18 protein-coding genes and 1 tRNA gene are annotated in these 18,798 nt (G+C 70.2%); 12 read left to right on the top strand and 7 right to left on the bottom strand.

Annotated features, from left to right (window positions below):
* A complete protein-coding gene (locus HS104_32370; GenBank protein MBE7484649.1) occupies nt 1-3,417 on the bottom strand; it encodes a protein kinase in 3,417 nt (1,138 codons plus the stop codon).
* Between the two features lie 42 nt (nt 3,418-3,459).
* Nucleotides 3,460-4,266, bottom strand: a complete 807-nt coding sequence (locus HS104_32365; protein MBE7484648.1) for a hypothetical protein — start codon at nt 4,264-4,266, stop codon at nt 3,460-3,462.
* Nucleotides 4,267-4,320: 54 nt separating this feature from the next.
* Between HS104_32365 and HS104_32360 the strand changes: the two genes are divergently transcribed.
* Nucleotides 4,321-5,178: a patatin-like phospholipase family protein gene (locus HS104_32360; GenBank protein ID MBE7484647.1), complete on the top strand. Its 858-nt coding sequence runs from the start codon at nt 4,321-4,323 to the stop codon at nt 5,176-5,178.
* Between the two features lie 3 nt (nt 5,179-5,181).
* On the opposite strand, the gene HS104_32355 is transcribed toward HS104_32360, so the two are convergent.
* A tRNA-Arg gene (locus HS104_32355) sits at nt 5,182-5,258 on the bottom strand.
* An 82-nt stretch (nt 5,259-5,340) separates the two neighbouring features.
* Between HS104_32355 and HS104_32350 the strand changes: the two genes are divergently transcribed.
* Both HS104_32350 and HS104_32345 read left to right on the top strand, forming a co-directional pair.
* A complete protein-coding gene (locus tag HS104_32350) occupies nt 5,341-5,802 on the top strand; it encodes a hypothetical protein (protein MBE7484646.1) in 462 nt (153 codons plus the stop codon).
* Nucleotides 5,803-5,810: 8 nt separating this feature from the next.
* The gene (locus HS104_32345; GenBank protein MBE7484645.1) at nt 5,811-6,092 is read left to right on the top strand and encodes a hypothetical protein; all 282 of its coding nucleotides are present in this window, start codon (nt 5,811-5,813) and stop codon (nt 6,090-6,092) included.
* Here the strand turns inward: HS104_32345 and HS104_32340 are convergent, their stop codons facing one another.
* Entirely contained in the window at nt 6,093-7,394 is a 1,302-nt protein-coding gene (locus tag HS104_32340; GenBank protein MBE7484644.1) for a VWA domain-containing protein, read from the bottom strand. It abuts the gene before it with no gap.
* A 13-nt stretch (nt 7,395-7,407) separates the two neighbouring features.
* The gene (locus HS104_32335; GenBank protein MBE7484643.1) at nt 7,408-7,980 is read right to left on the bottom strand and encodes a hypothetical protein; all 573 of its coding nucleotides are present in this window, start codon (nt 7,978-7,980) and stop codon (nt 7,408-7,410) included.
* A gap of 104 nt (nt 7,981-8,084) precedes the next feature.
* Between HS104_32335 and HS104_32330 the strand changes: the two genes are divergently transcribed.
* Together HS104_32330 and HS104_32325 are read left to right on the top strand one after the other, a co-directional pair.
* A complete protein-coding gene (locus HS104_32330; protein MBE7484642.1) occupies nt 8,085-9,770 on the top strand; it encodes an IgGFc-binding protein in 1,686 nt (561 codons plus the stop codon).
* 73 nt (nt 9,771-9,843) lie between these two features.
* A complete protein-coding gene (locus HS104_32325; GenBank protein ID MBE7484641.1) occupies nt 9,844-10,590 on the top strand; it encodes a hypothetical protein in 747 nt (248 codons plus the stop codon).
* 31 nt (nt 10,591-10,621) lie between these two features.
* Here the strand turns inward: HS104_32325 and HS104_32320 are convergent, their stop codons facing one another.
* Together HS104_32320 and HS104_32315 are read right to left on the bottom strand one after the other, a co-directional pair.
* Nucleotides 10,622-11,422 (bottom strand): hypothetical protein, encoded by an 801-nt coding sequence (locus tag HS104_32320; GenBank protein MBE7484640.1) that lies wholly within the window; start codon nt 11,420-11,422, stop codon nt 10,622-10,624.
* On the bottom strand, nt 11,419-12,183 hold the full coding sequence (locus HS104_32315; GenBank protein ID MBE7484639.1) for a hypothetical protein: 765 nt from the start codon (nt 12,181-12,183) through the stop codon (nt 11,419-11,421). Before HS104_32315 ends, HS104_32320 begins: the two co-directional genes overlap by 4 nt.
* A 210-nt stretch (nt 12,184-12,393) precedes the next feature.
* Here HS104_32315 and HS104_32310 point away from each other — a divergent pair, with 210 nt between their 5' ends.
* The 7 genes from HS104_32310 to HS104_32280 are packed head-to-tail and all read left to right on the top strand — an operon-like array spanning nt 12,394 to nt 18,794.
* The gene (locus tag HS104_32310; protein MBE7484638.1) at nt 12,394-13,830 is read left to right on the top strand and encodes a lipopolysaccharide biosynthesis protein; all 1,437 of its coding nucleotides are present in this window, start codon (nt 12,394-12,396) and stop codon (nt 13,828-13,830) included.
* Nucleotides 13,823-14,608: a class I SAM-dependent methyltransferase gene (locus HS104_32305; protein ID MBE7484637.1), complete on the top strand. Its 786-nt coding sequence runs from the start codon at nt 13,823-13,825 to the stop codon at nt 14,606-14,608. The genes HS104_32310 and HS104_32305 overlap by 8 nt, the downstream gene beginning before the upstream one ends.
* Nucleotides 14,609-14,611: 3 nt before the next feature.
* A complete protein-coding gene (locus tag HS104_32300; GenBank protein ID MBE7484636.1) occupies nt 14,612-15,628 on the top strand; it encodes a glycosyltransferase family 2 protein in 1,017 nt (338 codons plus the stop codon).
* The gene (locus HS104_32295; GenBank protein MBE7484635.1) at nt 15,606-16,037 is read left to right on the top strand and encodes a hypothetical protein; all 432 of its coding nucleotides are present in this window, start codon (nt 15,606-15,608) and stop codon (nt 16,035-16,037) included. The genes HS104_32300 and HS104_32295 overlap by 23 nt, the downstream gene beginning before the upstream one ends.
* Nucleotides 16,025-16,909, top strand: coding sequence for a methyltransferase domain-containing protein (locus HS104_32290; protein MBE7484634.1), 885 nt, complete (start codon nt 16,025-16,027; stop codon nt 16,907-16,909). The genes HS104_32295 and HS104_32290 overlap by 13 nt, the downstream gene beginning before the upstream one ends.
* Nucleotides 16,906-18,021 carry a DegT/DnrJ/EryC1/StrS family aminotransferase gene (locus HS104_32285; GenBank protein ID MBE7484633.1) on the top strand — a complete coding sequence of 372 codons (1,116 nt, stop codon included), beginning with the start codon at nt 16,906-16,908 and terminating at the stop codon, nt 18,019-18,021. The genes HS104_32290 and HS104_32285 overlap by 4 nt, the downstream gene beginning before the upstream one ends.
* Nucleotides 18,018-18,794 (top strand): class I SAM-dependent methyltransferase, encoded by a 777-nt coding sequence (locus tag HS104_32280; protein MBE7484632.1) that lies wholly within the window; start codon nt 18,018-18,020, stop codon nt 18,792-18,794. Before HS104_32285 ends, HS104_32280 begins: the two co-directional genes overlap by 4 nt.
* Nucleotides 18,795-18,798: the final 4 nt, after the last annotated feature.

Here is an 18,798-nt window from a genome sequence, read left to right as displayed (position 1 = left end):
CTACCCCGCGAGCCCGAGCAGCGCCAGGAGCGCCTTCTTCACCTCGCCACGGCTGGCGCGCGCACGCGCCTCGACGTCGCTCCGCCCCAGAGGTCCGGCCAGGGTGATCAGCACCCGCGCGATGGTGGTGAGCACCAGCACGCTCTCGCTGGGCGAGCCCGTGGCGTCCTTGATCATCGCCATGAACGACATGCGCACCGGGCGCAGCGCGCGCCGGAGCACGTCCACGGCGGCCACGCGGGCATCGACGCTGACGGCGCTGAGGGCGCCCGCCGCCGCCGCGCGCAGCTCTTCGCTGGCACCCGTGGTGGCGTTCAAGATGCGGTCGATGCGCGAGACCGCGAGCTGGTCGATGAGCCCCGCCTGGCGCAGACCCGCCAGCGCCGCGATGCGCACGCCGTCGTCGGTGTCGTTGATCGCGCTCACCAGCGCGTCTCGAGCGCGGGGGCCGAGCGCCGCTGCGAGCAGCGCCGTGGCAGCGCGCCGCACCGCGGGCGCCTCGTGGCGCACGAACTCGCCGATGATGGGCCCGAGCTTGTCGGAGGGCTGCTCGGGCAGCGCGCGCAACAGGTCCTCGGCGTCGTGGGGCGAGCAGCGCGGGCCTTGCGCGGCGAGTTGCGCCAGCTGCTCCGCGACGACGGCCACACCCATGTCGCCGATGGCGCGGAGCGCCGCGATGAAGCGCCCGCGCGCAGATTGCTCGTCGCCGACGCGCTCGCGCGCGACGAGCAACGCCCGGGCGCCCGCGGAGCCGGCGAAGCGCAGGATGCCGATGCCGGCGCTGCGCTGGTCTCCGGAGCCGCGCAGCAGGGCCTCGGCAATGGCGCTCAGCACCTCCGGCTCGCGGATCGTCTCGGCCGCCTTGGCGGCCAGCGCTTCGTGGCTGTGCTCGCCGGGATCGGCGCCGCCCGCCAGCTCGCGCAGGCGCGCCGCGGTAGCCCACAGGGCCGGCGTGTCCTCACGCCGGGCCAAGACCCGCATGGCTCGCTGCACGCGCTCGAGCTGCTGCGAGTAGGCCATGAGCTCGGGGATCGCCTGCAGCCTGGCGAGAATTTGCACCGCGTCGCGGGAAAGGTCGTAGGCCAAGAGCTCGGCGTCCGCCCAGTCTTGCAGCGCGGTCGGCAGCTCCTTCAGGCCCAAGATCGACGCTTCGTAGAAGCGCCGGAGCACGTCGTAGGTCTCCGGCTCGTCGCGACCCACCAGGGCCTCCGCGAGCAGCCGCGCGATGCCGCCTTCGTGACCCGTGCTGATGCCGGCTCGGCTCGACAGCTCGTCCAGGACGATCAGCGACAGCTCGGCGATCTGCTCGGTGGACAGCGCGTCCATGACCGAGCGCCGCACGTCCACCCGAGCCAGGTGCGGCAGGCTGGCGACGGCGAAGTGAGCCAGATCCAGGTTGGCCAAGAGCGCGCGGACTTCCGCGCTCGAGAGCCCGCTGGTCACGTCGAGCACGCCGGAGCGGAAGGGTCCCGGATCGCGGCTGGCGAGCGCGGCGCCGGCCGCACCCACGAGATCGAAGGCGATACGGCTGAGCGCCAGGTCCACGGAGCGGGGCAGCTGGGGCCGCTGCCGGCCGACCAGATCGTTCGCCGAGAGCACCACCGCGCCTCGCCCGGTGCGCTCCCGCAGGCGCGTGAGCACCTCGCGCGGCGTGAAGCCGGTCTCGAAGGCCCAGATCATGTCCGCCAGCTCGGGGCGCCCCACGCCCTCCTTCAGCGCGAGGCAGGCGACGTCGTGCTGAGCGAGCACGTCCGAGAGCCGGCGCACGTAGGGCTCCGCGGTGTGACCGACGAGCACGCGGATCTCGAAGGTCTCGCCGGCGCCGCTCTGCACGCGCAGGTCGCGACCGTCGATGGCGCGGGTCAGAAACCGCACCTCACCACGCCCGCCGATGGCGGTGCGGGTCGCGGTGTAGAGCCGATCGATGGTGCGCTCGCGCTCGACGTCGTCGCGGACGCCGGCCGGGGCAAGGCCCGTGGTCAGCGCGATGAACAGCTCCAAGAAGCCCGACTCCGGACTGTCGAGCGGCACGCTGGTGCGTTGCACGTCGCGCACCGCCGTGCGCGCGTCGATCAAGGCCCGGAGATCCGCGCGCAGATCGCGGGCCGCGGGGTAGCGCGCGTCGCGGTTCTTCGCCAACGTGCGCAAGATGATCTTCTCGAGCCGCGGATCCACCCGGGGGTCGAGGGCGCGGGGGCGTGGCGGCTCGTTGTAGAGCTGCATCTGCACCACATCCATCACGCTCTCGCCGTCGAAGGGCAGGCGCCGGGTGGCGATCTCGAACAGCATCACCCCCACGGCGTAGACGTCGGCGCGGCCGTCCAGGCGCTCCCCGCGGATCTGCTCCGGCGCCATGTATTGCGGCGTTCCGGCCACCAGGTTCACGGCCGAAGCGGCCAGCGAGTTGTCGTCCTTGCCGGCGCGGGGCGCCTCCACCGTGGCCAGGCCGAAATCGCAGACCTTCACCACGTCCACCATCCGACCCTCCTCGTCGGCGCCGGTGGCGATGATCACGTTCTCCGGCTTGATGTCCCGGTGCACGATGCCCCGTTCGTGCGCGGCGGACAGCGCCGAGCAGACCTGCATCATTACCTCGAGCTCGCGGTCGCGCCCCAGGCTGCGCTCGTTGAAGAGGGCCCGAAGCTCCTTGCCGGTGACGAGCTCCATCACCAGGTAGAGCAGGCCGTCCGGCTCCTCGCCAAAATCCAGCACGCGCAGCACGTTGGGATGGTCGAGCTTGCTGGCCGCGAGCGCCTCCGCGTGAAAGCGCTTGTCGAAGCCAGGTGCGGCGCGGAAGTGCGCGTGCATGACCTTGACCGCGACGGCGCGGCGCAGCGAGACCTGCTGGGCGCGATAGACGATGCCCGTCGCGCCCGCGCCGAGCGCCACCTCGATCGCGTACTTGCCGCCGGCCAGCGTGCGCCCGACCATCGGGTCAGCGGTGTCGAAGCGCGGTGGGGCGGAGAGTGCCTCGCCCATGCCCTTGACATGCGGCACCGTCGAGAGCTTGCGGTACACGGGCTGCGACTGCGGCGGCATGTCGAGCTCGATGCCGTCGCCGAGCTCGATCTTGTCGACGACCGAGAGCATCTCCCAGCGTCCGGGCGCGTATTTGTCGGCGACGCCCGTGGTGGGATCGTCCGGCGCCGAGCACGCCAGCACCAACAGTTGCCCCGCGTGGGCGTCATCGAAGGGGCTGAGCTTCACCGGCACCATGCCGCCGCTCGCTTCGCCCGCCGGCTCCCCGAGCAACACGACGGGGCGCAGGCCCGGCACGCGCAGCTCGAACGCGTTCGGCCGCGGGCGCACGTCCTGCTCACCGACGGGGACCAGCGCCACCTCGCCGTTCAGCGCGGCTTGAACCAGGCCGACCAGCTCGGCGTGGTCGAAGAGATCGACGAAGACGACGGGGAGCACGGGGTCAGCGCATGCTAGCGAAAAAACCCGAGGTGTCCCAATTCAGCCGTTCTCGCGGCGGAACACCAGCACGTACGTCACGTGGTGGTTCACCGGGAGGCGCATGTTGATGACCCGATCGCTCGCGCCCTCGATGGCCACGCCGTAGCGCGTGCCGCCGCCGGTCATGGGAAAGTTGGTCTGGAACTCGTTCGCGGGTTTGCTGTCGAGGGACAGGCTCTCAGTGGGGCCATCCAAGATCGTCTTCTGGATCTTGATCTCTGGGTTGGTGGTGACGTTCAGCACCTTGTCGCTCTGATCGACGATCTGGATGTAGACGTTGATGCGCCCTCCAGACTCGCCGACGCCCGTGAAGCTCGCGGGGTTCTTCCAGAAGTCCACCGGGAGCGGTCCGCTCTTCACCGCCGGGTCGTCGGTCTCGAAGCCCGCGGCGATCAGCCGATAGAAGGGCTGGCCGGCGAGCTTGGTCCCAGCGCAGAAGCCCACCGGACCCTTGCCGTCGTCGTGGCCGTGGCCACCGAGCGTGCCCGCGCCGCTCGCCGCGAGCGGCGCCGCCCACAGCACTCCCGATGGCGGCGGCTGGGGTGAGGCGAAGTCGCACACGACCGGTGGCGCGTCGCTGGCGGCGTCGGAGAGGCTGCCGCCGCTCCCGGCGTTGCCGCCGCTCCCCGCGCTGCCGCCGGAGCCTCCGCTACCGCCGGCGCCCGCGCTGCCGCCCGTGCCCGAGCCGCCACCGCTGCCGCCGCTCGTTCCGCCGGTCGAGACTCCCCCACCGGTCCCGGCGCTACCGCCGTCGTCCTCCCCACAACCGAGGGCGACGAGACCCACCAACAGAAGGACGCTGCGCATGCCCCGAGGCTCGCACATTTGGAAGCGCGCCTCGATCGTGGCAAGACTTCCGCGGTGGCGACCCGCGATCTCGGCCTGACCTTCGCTGGCGGAGGAAACCGCGCCTTCTACCAGCTCGGGCTGATGAACCGCTGGCGCGACCGGCTCTTGCCACGCACCGCCGCGCTCGCCGCGTGCAGCGCCGGTGCTTGCGTGGCGGTGGTGCTGCTCTCGGGACGCCAGGCCGAGACGCAGGCACGCTGGCACGAGCTGCGCCGGGGCCTCAGCAAGAACTTCGACGCGCGGCGCTTGCTGCGGGGCGAGAACCCGGCGCCTCACGGGCCCATCTACCGCGAGCTGCTCCTCACTGCGATGCGCGAGGGTGGCCTCGAGCGACTGCGCGCCCAGCCGTTCCCGGTGCTCGCGCTCACCGCTCGCATCCCGCGACGCCTGCCCACCGCCGCCGCGTTGCTCTTGGGGATCGGCAGCTATCGGCTCGAGCAGCGCCTCCATCCGCGGCGCCTTCACCGGACCTTCGCGACCCGCGCCGGTTTTCGCCCGCTGGTGCACGACCTGCGCGAGTGTCAGACCCCCGAGGAGCTGGCCGAGCTGGTGCTCGCGTCGTCCGCCACGCCACCGTTTACTCCGCTGGGCCGCATCGGCGGTGAGCGGTTGATCGACGGCGGCCTGATCGACAACGCGCCGGCCTTCGTCACCGAGCAGGTCCCGAGCGTGCGCCGGAATCTGGTGGTGCTGACCAAACCCTGGTCCGACCCGCCCAGGCACGAGCACCGGCGCTACGTCGCCCCCACACGTCCCATCGCCGTGAGCGCTTGGGACTACACCGAGGGCCAGCACGTCGAAGCGGTGATCGCCCAAGGCGAAGCGGACAGCGACGCCCACGAGCCGACGCTGCGCGCGCTCTTGGGCTGAGGTTGGCACGCCCGGAGGGACTCGAACCCCCGACCACCGGATTAGAAATCCAGCGCTCTATCCAGCTGAGCTACGGGCGCAGGCGAGACCCACCTGTCACATCCCGGGGGCAAATTCAAAGGGAAGTGACGCCGGCGGCGTCCGACCGATACTCTGACACCGATGACCGGAACGCGCGCGCGCTCTCTGGCTCGGGCCGCGGCCCTCGGGCTCCTGGCGGGCGCCTGCGCGAGCGCGAGCAAGCCGGCCGCCGCTCCCGCCTCGGCGGAGACCGTGGTCGTTCCCGCGGTCCCCGCCGTCGAAGACGAGCCTCTCGCCGGGCCCGAGGTCACCGCTGAGGCCGAGCGCGGCCGGTCCGATCCGAACTGCTGCGCCGGCAAGAACGACTGCAAGGGCAAGGGAGCCTGCCGCGTCGAGGGCTCGCACGCCTGCGCCGGCCTGAACGACTGCAAGGCCCTCGGTGGCTGCAAGGGCGCTTGCCCCGAGGCCGCCGAGGGCAAGAGCTGCTGCAAGGGCCTGAACGAGTGCAAGGGGCAGGGCAGCTGCAAGACCGACCTGAACGACTGCGCGGGCAAGAACGAGTGCAAAGGCAAGGGCGGCTGCGCGGCGCACTGCCCGCGCTAGGGGACCCGATGGAAGACGATCGCAGAGCCATCCTCGCCCGCCGCGCGCGCTTCATCGCCGCGGCGGTGGCCGGTGCGGGCCTGAGCGCAGGCGCCGGAAGCTGCGCCGCGGAGCAACGTCCGGCGAGTCAGGCGCCGGCGACCCAAGCCGAGATCATCGTGCCCGCACCCGACGCGGCGCCTGAAGAGGAAGCGGCAGACGCCGAGTTGCCGGGGCGCAGCGCCGTGCCCGAGGTGGCTCCGCCCAAGCCACCCGACCCGTATCCGCGGATCTGCTTGAGCGAGTACTGACTAGCTCCGCCGGCCTCTCCGGAGCCGGAGGAGCGCCAGCGCGCCGAGCCCGAGGAGCCAGGCGCCGTGCGAGCGGGTGCTCGTGGTGCGGCAACCGCAGCCCCCATCGTCGCCGCTGTCGTCCGCCTTGCCCGTGCCGCCGCCGGCGTCGATGCCGGCATCGAGCGCGCCCGTGCCGCCGGTCGCCGCTGCGCCGCCGCCGCCGCCCACTGCGCCCGCGCCGGCAGATCCGGCAGAGCCAGCGGCGCCAGCGCTGCCCGCAGTTCCCCCCGTGCCGGCGTCCGGACACCCGGGCTCGCAGGGACCGAGCACGCCGTTCGTGCAGGTCTGGGTTCCGGCGCCGCACGCGGTCTGACAGGCCTGCGTGCTCGGCGCGTTGCAGGTGTCCCAGCCCGCCGCCGTGCAGGTGCGCGTGCCTTCGATGCCGCACGGACCCTGGCACTTCTCGGTGACGACCGCTTGCACGATGGAGGCGAGGGCGTTGGTCAGCTCCGTGGGCGAGGTCGCCTGCAAGTAGCAGCTCGGCGAGCTGCTGTTCGGGTTGCAGCCGGCTAGCGCGGTGCCGCCGGCCTGCGCCGCCTTGTTCAGCGTCTCGACGTCCGTCTCCGCGCCGAAGCCCACCACGTAGGTCGGCACGCCGGCGGCCTTGAGCGCCTCCACGCCCTTGATCGGCCAGCTGCGCACGCAGTAGCAGCCGTCGGCGTTCTTGCCGCTGCACGCCGGATCGGTGCTCGAAGACTGGCAGGAGTTGCAGCTCGGGCAGGGGGACACGCTCATCGCCGTGCAGTCCGCGCTGGTCGCGCAGGTCGGCGCGCCAGTCGTGTTGGCGATGGAGCAGTACTGCCAGCCGTCGGTCATGAAGATGACGTAGTTGGCGTTGCTGGGGTTGGTGATGCCCGCGTACTTCGAGGCGGCGACCAGGCTCTGTCCGGCCGGCGTCTGGTTGTTCGACGGGATGGTCATGCCGGTCAGCGTGCTCTCGATGCTGGAGCCGGTACCGGGGCCGATCTGCACGGTCACCGTCCCGGTGGAGCACTGCCCGCTCGGACCCGGGAAGGTCATCAGCCCGTACTGCGCGGCGTCGGGGTAGGCCTTGAAGACCGCCGCGACGGCGCTCTGAACGGCCTTCCACTTGGTCGTGGTGCCGGCTCCGTCGGGGATCTGCCCGAGCATCGAGCTCGAGGCGTCCATCACCAGGAGGATGCGCGGCGGGTTGCACGCCTCGGCGTGGGCGCGCGGAGCGACGAGGAGCGCGCCGAGGGCTGCGGCGCCGGCCAGTGCGACGGAGCGGAGCTTGGTCATGGCCGACAGCGTATCACGTCCGCCGCCGCATGCTGCGGAGCGTGACCCGAGGGTCGAGCTTCGAGCGCTCGTTGTTCAGCACGACGCTCGTCAGGCGAGCGCCGCTCGGCCTCGGGTTCAGCGCCCGATCGTACTGGCGTCCGAGCGCCGGGCCGCTGAAGCGCGCCTGGCTCGCGTCCGCCAAGCTGAGCCAGAGCGTGCCGGCGGGAACCGCGAACTGGTACGAGGTGCCGGTGATGCGCGGGCCGCCGGGGAAGCTGGCGTGGTCGATCCGGAACGAGCACGGCAGCGAGCCCACGGCGGGCTCGGCGTCCTCGAGCGAGAAGTGCGTGCCGCTCGCCAGCGGCAGCTCCAGCAGCACGAACGGGTCGAAACCCGCACCGCGGATCTCGAACCGCCGTTCGGCGAACGCCTCGCTCGGTCCTTCGATCAGCCACCAGCGGGTGGGCGGACCGAACACCCTGTCGGCGGGACCGTCCGTGACCCGCGGCTCGCCCCCGAGCGCCGCCGCCACCGCGCCGAGCTCGAGGGCCGGAAGGCGGCCGAGCGCCTCGAGGCTCGCCAAGAGCTCGCCGAGCGCGGTCATCGACCTGGATCGTCCGGTCTCCGCGCACCCGCTGTCAAACCGGTCAGTCGAAATCAGCCGGTGTCAGCCGCCCGATCCGCGGGCAGCGGCACACTCGGGAAGGCATGAAGACTCGATGGCTCTGGGCGCTCGGGATGGTGCTCTCGGTGGGGTGCGCGGCGGGAGCCGGCACCGGATTGGGCGAGGGCAGCGCGGGCGCGCCGAACCCCGGCGGGGCGGGCGGGCAGAGCGCCGGCTTCGGCGGGGCGAGCTCCGGCGGCGGCCCGGGCCTTCACCTGGACGCGGGCAGCGACGCGGCGCCCGACGCCACGGTGTTCGCCGGCGACCCCAAGAGCTGCGCGGAGGCGGCGGCGCAGAAGAGCTACGTCGGCTGCGACTTCTGGCCCACCGTGACCGCCAACTCGGTTTGGCCGATCTTCGACTACACGGTCGTGGTCGCGAACACTCAGGACGTCGCGGCAGAGGTCGCGATCGAGCGCGGGGGCAAGCCCGTCGCCAGCGGCACCGTCCCGCCGAACGGGCTCTCCAAGCTCCACCTGCCCTGGGTGGACGAGCTGAAGGGCCCGAGCGTCAACGAGTGCGGCAACCTGAACGACACGCTGAAGGCGAGCGTGCGGGCCGCCGGCGGTGCCTACCACCTGACCAGCAGCGTGCCGGTGACCGTCTACCAGTTCAACGCGCTCGAGTACAAAGGCGAGGGCGGGCCGCCCGGCAAGGACTGGAGCTCGTGCCCCGCGCACAAGTGCCCCGGCGGCTTGAGCGGCTGTCTCTCGTACTCGAACGACGCCTCGTTGCTCCTGCCGACCACGGCGCTCACGGGCAACTACCGCATCCCCGGCATGAAGGGCTGGGCGTTCGGCAACGTGCCAGCCTACTTCAGCGTCACCGGCACCGAAGACGGCACGACCGTGAAGCTGAAGGTGAGCAAGAACGGCGCGATCTCCGCTGGCGGCGGGCTCGCGGCCTACGGAGCGGGCAGCACGCTGGAATTCTCCCTGGGCCGCGGCGAGGTGGTGCAGGTGATGGGCACACCCAGCACGGATCTCAGCGGCTCGCTGCTGCAAGCCTCCGCCCCGGTGCAGGTGGTCACCGGCATGGCGTGCGTGTACTTGCCACAGAACCAGAAGGCCTGCGATCACATCGAGGAGAGCGTCTTCCCGGTGGAGACCTGGGGCACGCGCTACTTCGTCACGGTGCCCACGGGACCGAACGGCGACGCGCCGGGCCACATCGTGCGGCTCTACGGCAACGTGGACGGAACCGCGCTCAGCTACTCGCCGTCCAAGCCCAAGGGCGCGCCGGACTCCCTAAACGCTGGCGACGTCGTCGATCTGGACATCACCACGACCAGCTTCGAGGTGAGCGGCAGCCACGAGCTCGCCGTGGCGAGCTTCCAGCTCGGCGCGACGGTGGTGGATCCAGTCACGGTCTACGACCAGCAGAAGGGTGACCCGGCTCAGAGCTTCATGACGGCCGTGGCGCAGTACCGGAAGAAGTACGTGTTCCTGGCGCCGGACGACTACGCGGTGAGCTACGTGGACATCGTGCACCCGGCGGGAACCGGCATGACCCTCGACGGCCAGCCGCTCTCGGTCGCTGCCGAGCCCATCGCCAGCGGCTTCGCCCTCGCCCGCGTGAAGCTCGGCCCCGGGCAGAACGGCAGCCACGTGCTCGAGAGCGACGAGCCGGTGGGCATCCAGGTGATGGGTTACGGGCTCCAGACCAGCTACCAGTACCCCGGCGGCTCCAACCTGATGCTGATCGCGCCGCCGCCGCCGCCGATCAAGTGAGGCTGGCCGCACGCGCCGGGCGTCCGAGCAAGGTTCTTCCGTCGCGCGGGGCCGACGGGGCTAAGCTGCCCGCGTGCGTCTCCCCTGCCTGGTGCTCGCCATCTCCGTACTGGTCGGCGCATGCCGAGACAAGCCGAAGCCCGAGCCCACTCCCGCGCCGACGTCCACCGTCTCCACGTCGGCGCGCTGCGACTCGCTCACGCGTCTCGAGTGCTATGCAGCAGCCCACTGCGTGCTCGAGAACGTGGGCCCCGCGAGGTACGTGTGCCGCGACCCGAAGGGCCCTTGCGAGGTCGGGCTGAAGCAGACCGACGCCAAGGCGTGCAACGCGCGTCCGGAGTGCACCTGGAAGCAGGGCGGCTGCTACTGCCCGTTCCCGGGCTACGGTGAGACTGCCGTGCCCGAGCGCACGCAGAGCTCGGGCAGCGCCTGCGCTTGTGGCGGGGGACCGCCGCCGATGTGCGTCGAGAAGGCGGCGCAAGCCGCGGCGCCCCCGCGGAGCTGGCCGAAGGACGCGCCGGTGAACGACGGCGCGTGCGCCAAGCACGACGACTGCGCGATGATCGTGTGGGACGGACCTTCGCCTCCGGATCCGTGCTGCGACGCTCGCATGGGCTACGTGCCGGTTCGCAGGAGCTACCTGGACTGGTTCGACGAGTATCGCAAGCAGCACTGCGCGAAGGCGTCGTGCCCCGGTGCGCCGCTGCCGGGCGCGGAGCCAGTCGAGTGCGCGCGCGTCGCGCGCTGCGTGCGCGGCAAGTGCGCGCGGGCGTGCGACGATCCGAGCTACCGGAAGGGCGGGGCGCCGAGCCCGGAGTGACGGCGAGGCCCTGCTTCGTGGGGCCAGCTCGTCAGAACACGAAGTACGCGTCCAGATCCGGGATGAGCGTCCTCTCGCGACGCACGAAGTTGAGCAACGGCACGTTCCAGTTGCCGTAGCCGAGCCCGGCGCGGAGGTTGAAGGTCTTCCACGACAGCACCACGGAAGGGACGACGCTCCACGCGTGCGGGAAGTCCAAGGCTCGCTTCCTGCCTCCGCCGTGGATCTCGACCGTCGTGTACTGGTCTGGCTCGTAGCGAACGAGGCCTCGCCCCGTCAGGTGTTGAAAGACCAGATAGCGCGCGTGGATGACCAGCGCGGTCACCCGGGAAACGCGATACTCCCCGGTCGCCCAGAGCTGGAGGTTGTCGACGGCGGCGGCCGCCGTTCCGTCGAACGCCTCCACGTTGATCTCGCCGACCATGGTCACGTTGGTGTAGCCCAGCCCTGCGCTGAAGGTCGTGCGTTCGCTCGCGTAGTAGGAGGCGGCGGCCTCTTGGGTCACGACCCACAGGCGCCCCGTCCCCAGGTTCTCGTCGAGGAAGCCGAGGTCACGGGTGTCCAGATACAGCGCCTGCAGGTTCAGCGCGAATGCCCACGGATCGTCGAAGTACCAGCGCCACTTGACGTGGGCGTTGGCGAGTCGGAACCACCACACCCACCAGTGGCTGCCGATCATGAGCGGGTCGAGCACGCCGTAGTCGGCCTTCCAGAGCCCGAGTCTCCACTGGTCGGCCGAGAGCGTGTAGGCCGTGTCATCCGTGATGCGTTGCTCGCGTGAGTGATCGGCGGCCGCGGGTGCCGCGGTCAGCGCGACCGCGAGCGCGCTCAAGATCCCAGCGGAGCGCCGTCGTCGGAGACACATTTGAGCGCCAGTGGGTCGCAGTTGAAGTGTCCGTTCTTGGCCCGAGCGCCAATCAGGGCGCCGCCAGCGTACTCGAGCACGACGTCGCCGCCGGCGCCGGGGATCACGGCGGCAGGGACCCGCACCTCGAGTAACGAGGTCCCCGTGACCCTGAAATCGATCTGCACTGGGATCGAAAAATCGTCGAGGCTGGCACGCAAATCGAGCGAGAACAGTACTGGCTTCTTCCCCACGTCCCCAAAGCCGATGTCGTCGCCGAGGTGAAGGCGAATCGCGGGCTCCTCGGCGTCGCTCGCCGCGTCCAGAAGTACTCGACGCCCCCCGAACCGATAGCGACACTGGCGGGCCCCACCCCAGACCACCGGGTCGGGCCCGTCGGCCGTGAACGTAGCGGTGAGGTCGAGCTCGCCGTTGACGCGCGCGTCCACCCCTTCGTCGTCCCACCCGCGGCACACGCGGCGTATCACCAAGAAGCCGTCGCTCAAGACGCTGAGACCCTCGCGGCGGACCCCGAGCTCGCCGGACGCCTTCCCCGTGTCGACGTCGGCTTCGAACGTGCGCTTGACGGCGAGGATCAGCTCGCTGTCGATCCCCAGCTCCTCCAGCTCATCGCGATGCTCCAGGTAATACCCGATGGCGTCGATCAGGACCCCTTGGTTCAGGACGCCGCCTGGCGCGTCATAAGCGGCGACGAGCTGGGTCAGGTCGGGTCCCTGGGGAGTGGACAACGGACGATCACGACAGCCGCCGAGGAGGGCAGCGGCGAGGGAGAGCGCCGCAACGATGCATCCACTGGCCTCACAGCGCATGACTCGACCGCAGCGTATCGCGAGTTGCAGCCTCGACCCAATGCTGGGGAGGATACCGGCGTTGGCGGAAGCGCGTGGCGACAGAATTGGCGCGTGGCTGTAGACTCCGCCCGCCCACCTGGACCAGCCGTGAGCCTCAAGCATTCACTGAAGTGGTCTTTCCTGTCCGAGCTGGCGAGCAAGGCCATTCAGCCCTTGGTCTTCGTCGTGCTCGCGCGGCTGCTCACGCCCGCGGACTTCGGCGTCGTAACTGCTGCGACCATGGTGGTGGCCTTTTCCCAGCTGTTCTGGGAGGCCGGCATGGCCAAGGCGATCATCCAGCGCCAGTCGGACGTCGAGACGGCCGCCAATGCCGCGTTCTGGATCAACGTGAGCTTCGGCGCCGTCGTGGCGTTGGCCTTGTACGCCTCCGCTACACCGATCGCGAGCTACGTGTTTCACGACGGACGGGTCGCACCGGTGCTTCGGGTGATGTCGCTCCAGGTCTTGCTCGGTGCGGTGTCATCCATCCACGCCGCGCTGCTTCAGAAGGAGATGCGCTTCCGGCAGCTCTTCTGGGTGCGGCTGGCCACCGTCGCCTTGCCCGGTCTGGCCTCCATCCCGCTCGCCTACGGCGGGCTTGGATACTGGGCGCTGGTTGCGGGCACCGTGATCGGCCAGGCGGTCCAGGTGGTGATGCTGTGGGCGATGAGCCGCTGGCGACCGCGCTGGGCCTTCGACGCCGCCGCGGCGAGGGAAATGGTCCGATTCGGCGCTTGGGTCGGGCTGTCGGGTCTGCTCGCGTGGTTCTACGGCTGGGCCGACTCCCTGATCGTCGGCACGCACCTGGGCAGCGACGAGCTCGGGCTCTACCGCGGCGGCAACCAGGTCTCGACGATGATCTACGGGATCCTGTTCACACCCGTGGTGCCGGTGCTCTACAGTCACCTCGCGCGCATCGGCGGCGAGCCGAAGCGCCTGGCCGGCGAGTTCGAGAAGATCGTCCGGATCCTCGCCATCACCGCCATCCCCTTCGCGTTCACGCTGTTCGCCATCGCCGAGCCGCTCTCCCTGGCGCTGTTCGGCGACCGCTGGAAGGGCGTGGGCTTCGTCATGAGCGTGCTCGCGCTGTCCCACGGCATCGCCTGGACCGTCGGTATGAACGGGGAGGCCTACCGCGCGATCGGCCGTCCCCGCTACGAGACGCTGGCCATGGGGCTGCCCCTGATCGTCTACGTTTGCATCTACGTGGTGGCCATCCGGCAGGGTTTCACCGTGTTCGTCTGGTCCCGAATGCTGGCAATGGCGGTCGGCTTCGGCTTTCAGCTCTACCTCTTGAACCGCGTGCTCGGCATCCACCTCGGAAGAATCGGCTGGACGATCGCCAAGGTGACGCTGTTCATGCTGGGCTCCGTCGCCCTGACCAAGACCTACCTGGCCCCCCAATTGCCGGGGCCCGTCGCGACCACGGTGGGCCTCGCGGCCGCGAACATTTCGGCGTATCTGCTGGTCCTGTACCTGACCGAACGCAAGGGACTGATCGCGGACTATCGCGCCATCGTCTCGTCACGGGCTTCCAATGATTGAATCCGAGCAAGAGTCTGGCGACCCCGCCGCGATCCAAGCCGCGCAGGAGGACGAGTACCGCTTCCCGTACCACTACGTGACGAGCTTCTCCCCGGAGCCCTTCCGGCAGCACTTCGTGGACACCTGGGGCATCAACTACGCGTCCACCATCGAGCTCGTCATCGAGCGCATCCGAACGGGAAACCCCCGGTCACTCATCGACATCGGCTGCGGCGACGGCCGCCTGACCCGCGAGATCGGTCGCCGCACCAGCATCCCGAAGATCTGCGGCGTGGACACCTCGGCCCGCGCCATCGCCCTGGCGCAAGCCATGAACCGGGACTTGCCGCTGATAGAGTTCGCTCGCGCCGACATCACCGAGCGGCCTCCCCTCGGTCGCTTCGACGCGGCTGTGCTGATGGAGGTCTTCGAGCACATCCCGCCCGACCGGGGGCAGCACTTCCTCTCGGGTGCGCGCGCGCTCCTGAACGACGGTGGGCGCCTACACGTGACGGTGCCCCACTCGAACAAGCCGGTCGAGTACAAGCACTTCCGCCACTTCACCGTCGCCAGCATCACGGCCTGCCTGGAGCAAGACTTCGAGATCGTCGAGGTGCTCCCGTTCGAGCGGCGCGGCGCGCTGCGCAAGCTCCTCGACACGGCGCTGTGCAACCGCTTGTTCGTGCTCAACAACCAGCGCTTGCTCGAGGCCCTGTACCGGCTGCACCGGCGCCACCTGTTCGAGTGCGACTCGGAGGCCGACTGTCAGCGCCTGTACGTGCAGGCCGTCGCGCGGTGAGCGATGCTGAGCGTCATCATCCCCACGCGCAACCGCGCAAAGCTGCTGGAGCAGGCGCTCGGGTCCCTCGTCGGTCAGACGCTCTCCCGGGAGGAGTTCGAGGTCGTCGTGGTCGACAACGGCTCGACGGACGACACGCGCGCGGTGGTCGAGCGCAAGCACGCAACGCTGGAGAACCTCCGCTACGAGCACGAGCCCAAGCCCGGCCTGCACGCCGGACGGCACCGCGGCCTGCGCGCGGCGCGTGGAGAGATCCTGACCTTCGCCGACGACGACATCGAGGCGCTGCCGAGCTGGCTGGCCTCGATCGTCGAGGCGTTTGCCGACCCGCAGGTCGCCATGGTGGGGGGCAACAACCTGCCGCTGTTCGTGGAGCCGCCGCCGCGTTGGCTCTCCCGCCTCTGGGAGCGGCCCACCGCGGACGGCGGGCGCGCCGTGCCGCCCTTGAGCATCCTGGAGCTGCCCGGCTGGATCCGCCCCTTCAGCCCGATGCGGGTCTGGGGCTGCAACTTCTCGGTGCGCCGGCAGGTGTTGCTCGACGCCGGCGGGTTCCACCCCGACGGCATGCCGGCCGAGCTGATTCGCTTCCGCGGCGACGGCGAGACCCACGTCTCCCGCCACGTCGCCGCGTCCGGGCTGACGTGCCTGTTCCACCCCGGCGCGAGCGTCTATCACAAGGTCACGCCGGAGCGCATGACCTTCGCCTACTTCCGGCAGCGCGGGTACAACCAAGGGATCTCCGATTCGTACGCCTCGCTCCGCGCACCGTCGCCGGGCAAGGGCGGCGGTCCCGGGCGGAGGCTCTTGCGCCGCGCCGCCAGCTGGGCGACCCAGAGAGTGATCGAGCCGCTCGCGCTGACCGGCCCCCGCCGAGCCATGCGCGAGCTGAAGGAAGGACACCGCGAAGGGCACGCATTTCATCAGCGCGCCTACCGCGACGACGCCGAGCTGCGCGCCTGGGTGCATCGGCCCGACTATTTCGACGAGGAGGAAGACAATGCTCGAAACCATCGAACATGACGGCAAGACCCTGGCGATATTGCTACGCGCGAGCTACCGGCAGGACGGCATCCGGTTCTTCACGCCCGACGAGTTCTCGCAGCAGCTGGCCTACATGAACCGGCCCAGCGGCTACGTCATCCCGCCCCACGTCCACAACCCGGTCCGGCGCGAGGTGCAGTTCACCAAGGAGGTGCTGTTCATCCGCAGCGGTCGCGTCCGCGTGGACTTCTACAGCGAGAACCAGGAGTACCTGGAGAGCACCGTGCTCGAGCGCGGCGACGTCATCCTGCTCGTCGTCGGCGGGCACGGCTTCGAGATGCTGGAGGCGAGCGAGATGGTCGAGGTCAAGCAGGGCCCCTACGCCGGCGAGGCAGACAAGACCCGGTTCTCCGGCATCAGCGCCGAACAGGTCCGGTGGAAGTCGTGAATGCGCTGCGTGCTTCGGCGCGCAAGGCCTTCGCCAAGCTCGAGCGCAGGACCGGCCTCAGCCGCTGGCGCTTCCGCGACGCGCCGAAATACGAGAGCCCGACGCCCGCCGAGCTCGAGAGCATCGAGCGCGCCCTCGCCGAGCTCGGGGTCCAGGTCCAAGACTACGCGCCCTCTCCGGAGAGCTTCCGGGCCTTCCAGGCCGCGGAGTGGTTCCCCTTGGACTACCACGGCGGGACCCGCGGCAAGGTCTGGGACGAGAAGCTGCTCGAGCACTGGATCTCCAGCGAGTGCCTGGGGCTGATGCGCTTCGGACCGGGCGACGTTTTCGTGGACGTGGCCGCTGCGACGTCGCCTTGGGTGAAGGCGCTGCGGGAACGCAAGAACATCGACGCTCACGCCATCGACCTGGGGGTGGTCCCCGCCGCCTACCGCCACCTGCCGTACTACCGCATCGAGGACGCGACCCACACGTCGTTCGAGGACGCTTCGGTGGCGGGCGCCGCGCTCCACTGCGCCTACGAGATGTTCACCGGCGACCACGACGTCGCCTTTCTCGACGAAGCGGCGCGCGTGCTCCGCCCGGGCGGCAAGGTGGTGATCGTGCCGCTCTACATGCACACGCACTACTGCGCGTACGCCAGCCCGGAGCACTTCGGCAAGGGCAACTCGCCCCCCTCCGCCAAGGAGTACGTGCGGCTCGACAGCACGAACGTGCCGTCTTCCCGCAAGTACGACGCAGCGACCCTGGTGACCCGGGTGCTCGGTCGCGTCGAGTCGCTCGGCATGAGCTATCGTCTGCTCGCGCTGCGGAACGAGTCCGAGCTCGGCAGGGACATCTACTGCCACTTCATCCTGGAGGTCACGCGATGAGCCCCGTCCCCGTCAACGAGCCCCTGCTCGACGGCAACGAGAAGAAGTACCTGCTCGAGTGCATCGAGACGGGCTGGATCTCGTCGGAAGGGCCCTTCATCAAGGAGTTCGAGCAGAAGTTCGCCGCCCGAGTCGGGCGCAAGCACGGCGTCGCGGTCTGCAACGGCACCGCTGCCCTGGACGCGGCCGTCGACGCGTTGGGCATCGGCCCCGGCGACGAGGTCATCCTGCCGGCGTTCACCATCATCTCCTGCATCGGGCAGATCGTGCGAGCCGGCGCCCGGCCGGTGCTGGTGGACAGCGATCCCGTCACCTGGAACATGGACGTCGGGCAGCTCGAGGCGAAGATCACGCCGCGCACGCGGGCCATCATGGCGGTCCACATCTACGGCCTGCCGGTGGACATGGATCCGCTGCTCGACCTCGCTCGGCGCCACGGCCTGAAGGTCATCGAGGACGCCGCCGAGATGCACGGCCAGAACTACAAGGGCCGGCCCTGCGGCAGCCTGGGTGACATCTCGACCTTCAGCTTCTACCCGAACAAACACGTCACCACCGGCGAAGGCGGCATGATCGTCACCGACGACGACGCGCTCGCCGAGACCTGCCGCTCGCTGCGCAACCTGTGCTTCGAGGCCAGGCGCCGCTTCGTCCACGAGCGCCTGGGCTGGAACATGCGCATGACCAACTTGCAGGCCGCGCTCGGCCTCGCCCAGCTCGAGCGCCTGGACGAGTTCGTCGCGCGCAAGCGGCGCATGGGGGCCCGCTACGACGCCTTGTTCGCGGGGCTCGGAAGAGCGCAGCTGCCGCTCGCGCGGACCGACTACGCGGAGAGCGTCTACTGGGTCTATGGCCTCGTGCTCGACGACCAGGTGGGTTTCGACGCGGCGGAGGCGATGCGCCGCCTCGGCGCCGAGGGCATCGGCACCCGGCCCTTCTTCTGCCCCATGCACCGCCAGCCCGTGCTCCAGCGCATGGGCCTGTTCGCCGGCGAGCGGCACCCGGTGTCCGAGCGCCTGTACGAGCGGGGCTTCTACGTCCCGAGCGGCATGGCGCTCACGGACGCGCAGATCGAAGAGGTCGCCGCCAAGGTCAGGCAGGTGCTCGCATGAGCGTCTTCGGCCAGTACTCCGAGTGGTACGACCTCTTCTATTCGGACAAGGACTACGCCGCGGAGGCCGCCTACGTGGACGAGCTCTTGCGCGGGCACGGGGCCAAGGGCGGAACGCTCCTCGAGATCGGCTGCGGTACGGGCTCGCACGCCATCCCGCTCTCGGGCAAGGGCTGGCGCATCACCGGCATCGACCAGAGCGCCGGCATGCTGGCGCGGGCGAGGGAGCGCTTCGACCGGAGCGGCGATCCGGCACTGGCCGGCATCGAGCTCCACCAGGCCGACGCGCGCTCCTTCGATCTCGGCCGCCGCTTCGACGTCGCCGTCTCGCTCTTCCACGTCATGAGCTACCAGGCGGAGCCGGGCGTGCTCGAGTCGGCGCTCGCGACGGCGCGGCGACACCTCGGGCCAGGTGGCTTGTTCCTGTTCGACTTCTGGTTCGGGCCGGCCGTCATGGCGCAGCGTCCCGAGGCGCGGGAGCGAACCGTCGGAAACGAGCGCTTCCAGGTGGTGCGCAAGGCCAGGCCCGTGCTCCACGAGCAAGACCACATCGTGGACGTCAACTACCACTTCGACGTGGTGGACTCGAAGCTCGGAGAGCGGCACGAGCTCGATGAGCTGCACCGGATGCGCTACGTGTTCCCGGAGGAGCTGGCCGGCCTGGCCGCGGGCGCGGGCTTCGAGTCCCTGGCGCTCTCGGAGTGGATGACCCACCGGCCTCCGACCGACCAAACCTGGAATGCGTGCGCCGTGTTTCGGGCGCTGGGCGGCTGAGTCC

The sequence above is a fragment of the Polyangiaceae bacterium genome, from assembly GCA_015075635.1.
Lineage (GTDB): Bacteria > Myxococcota_A > Polyangia > Polyangiales > Polyangiaceae > JADJKB01.
Note: the sequence above shows the minus strand (reverse complement) of the source record. Positions and strands in the feature narration are given on the sequence as shown.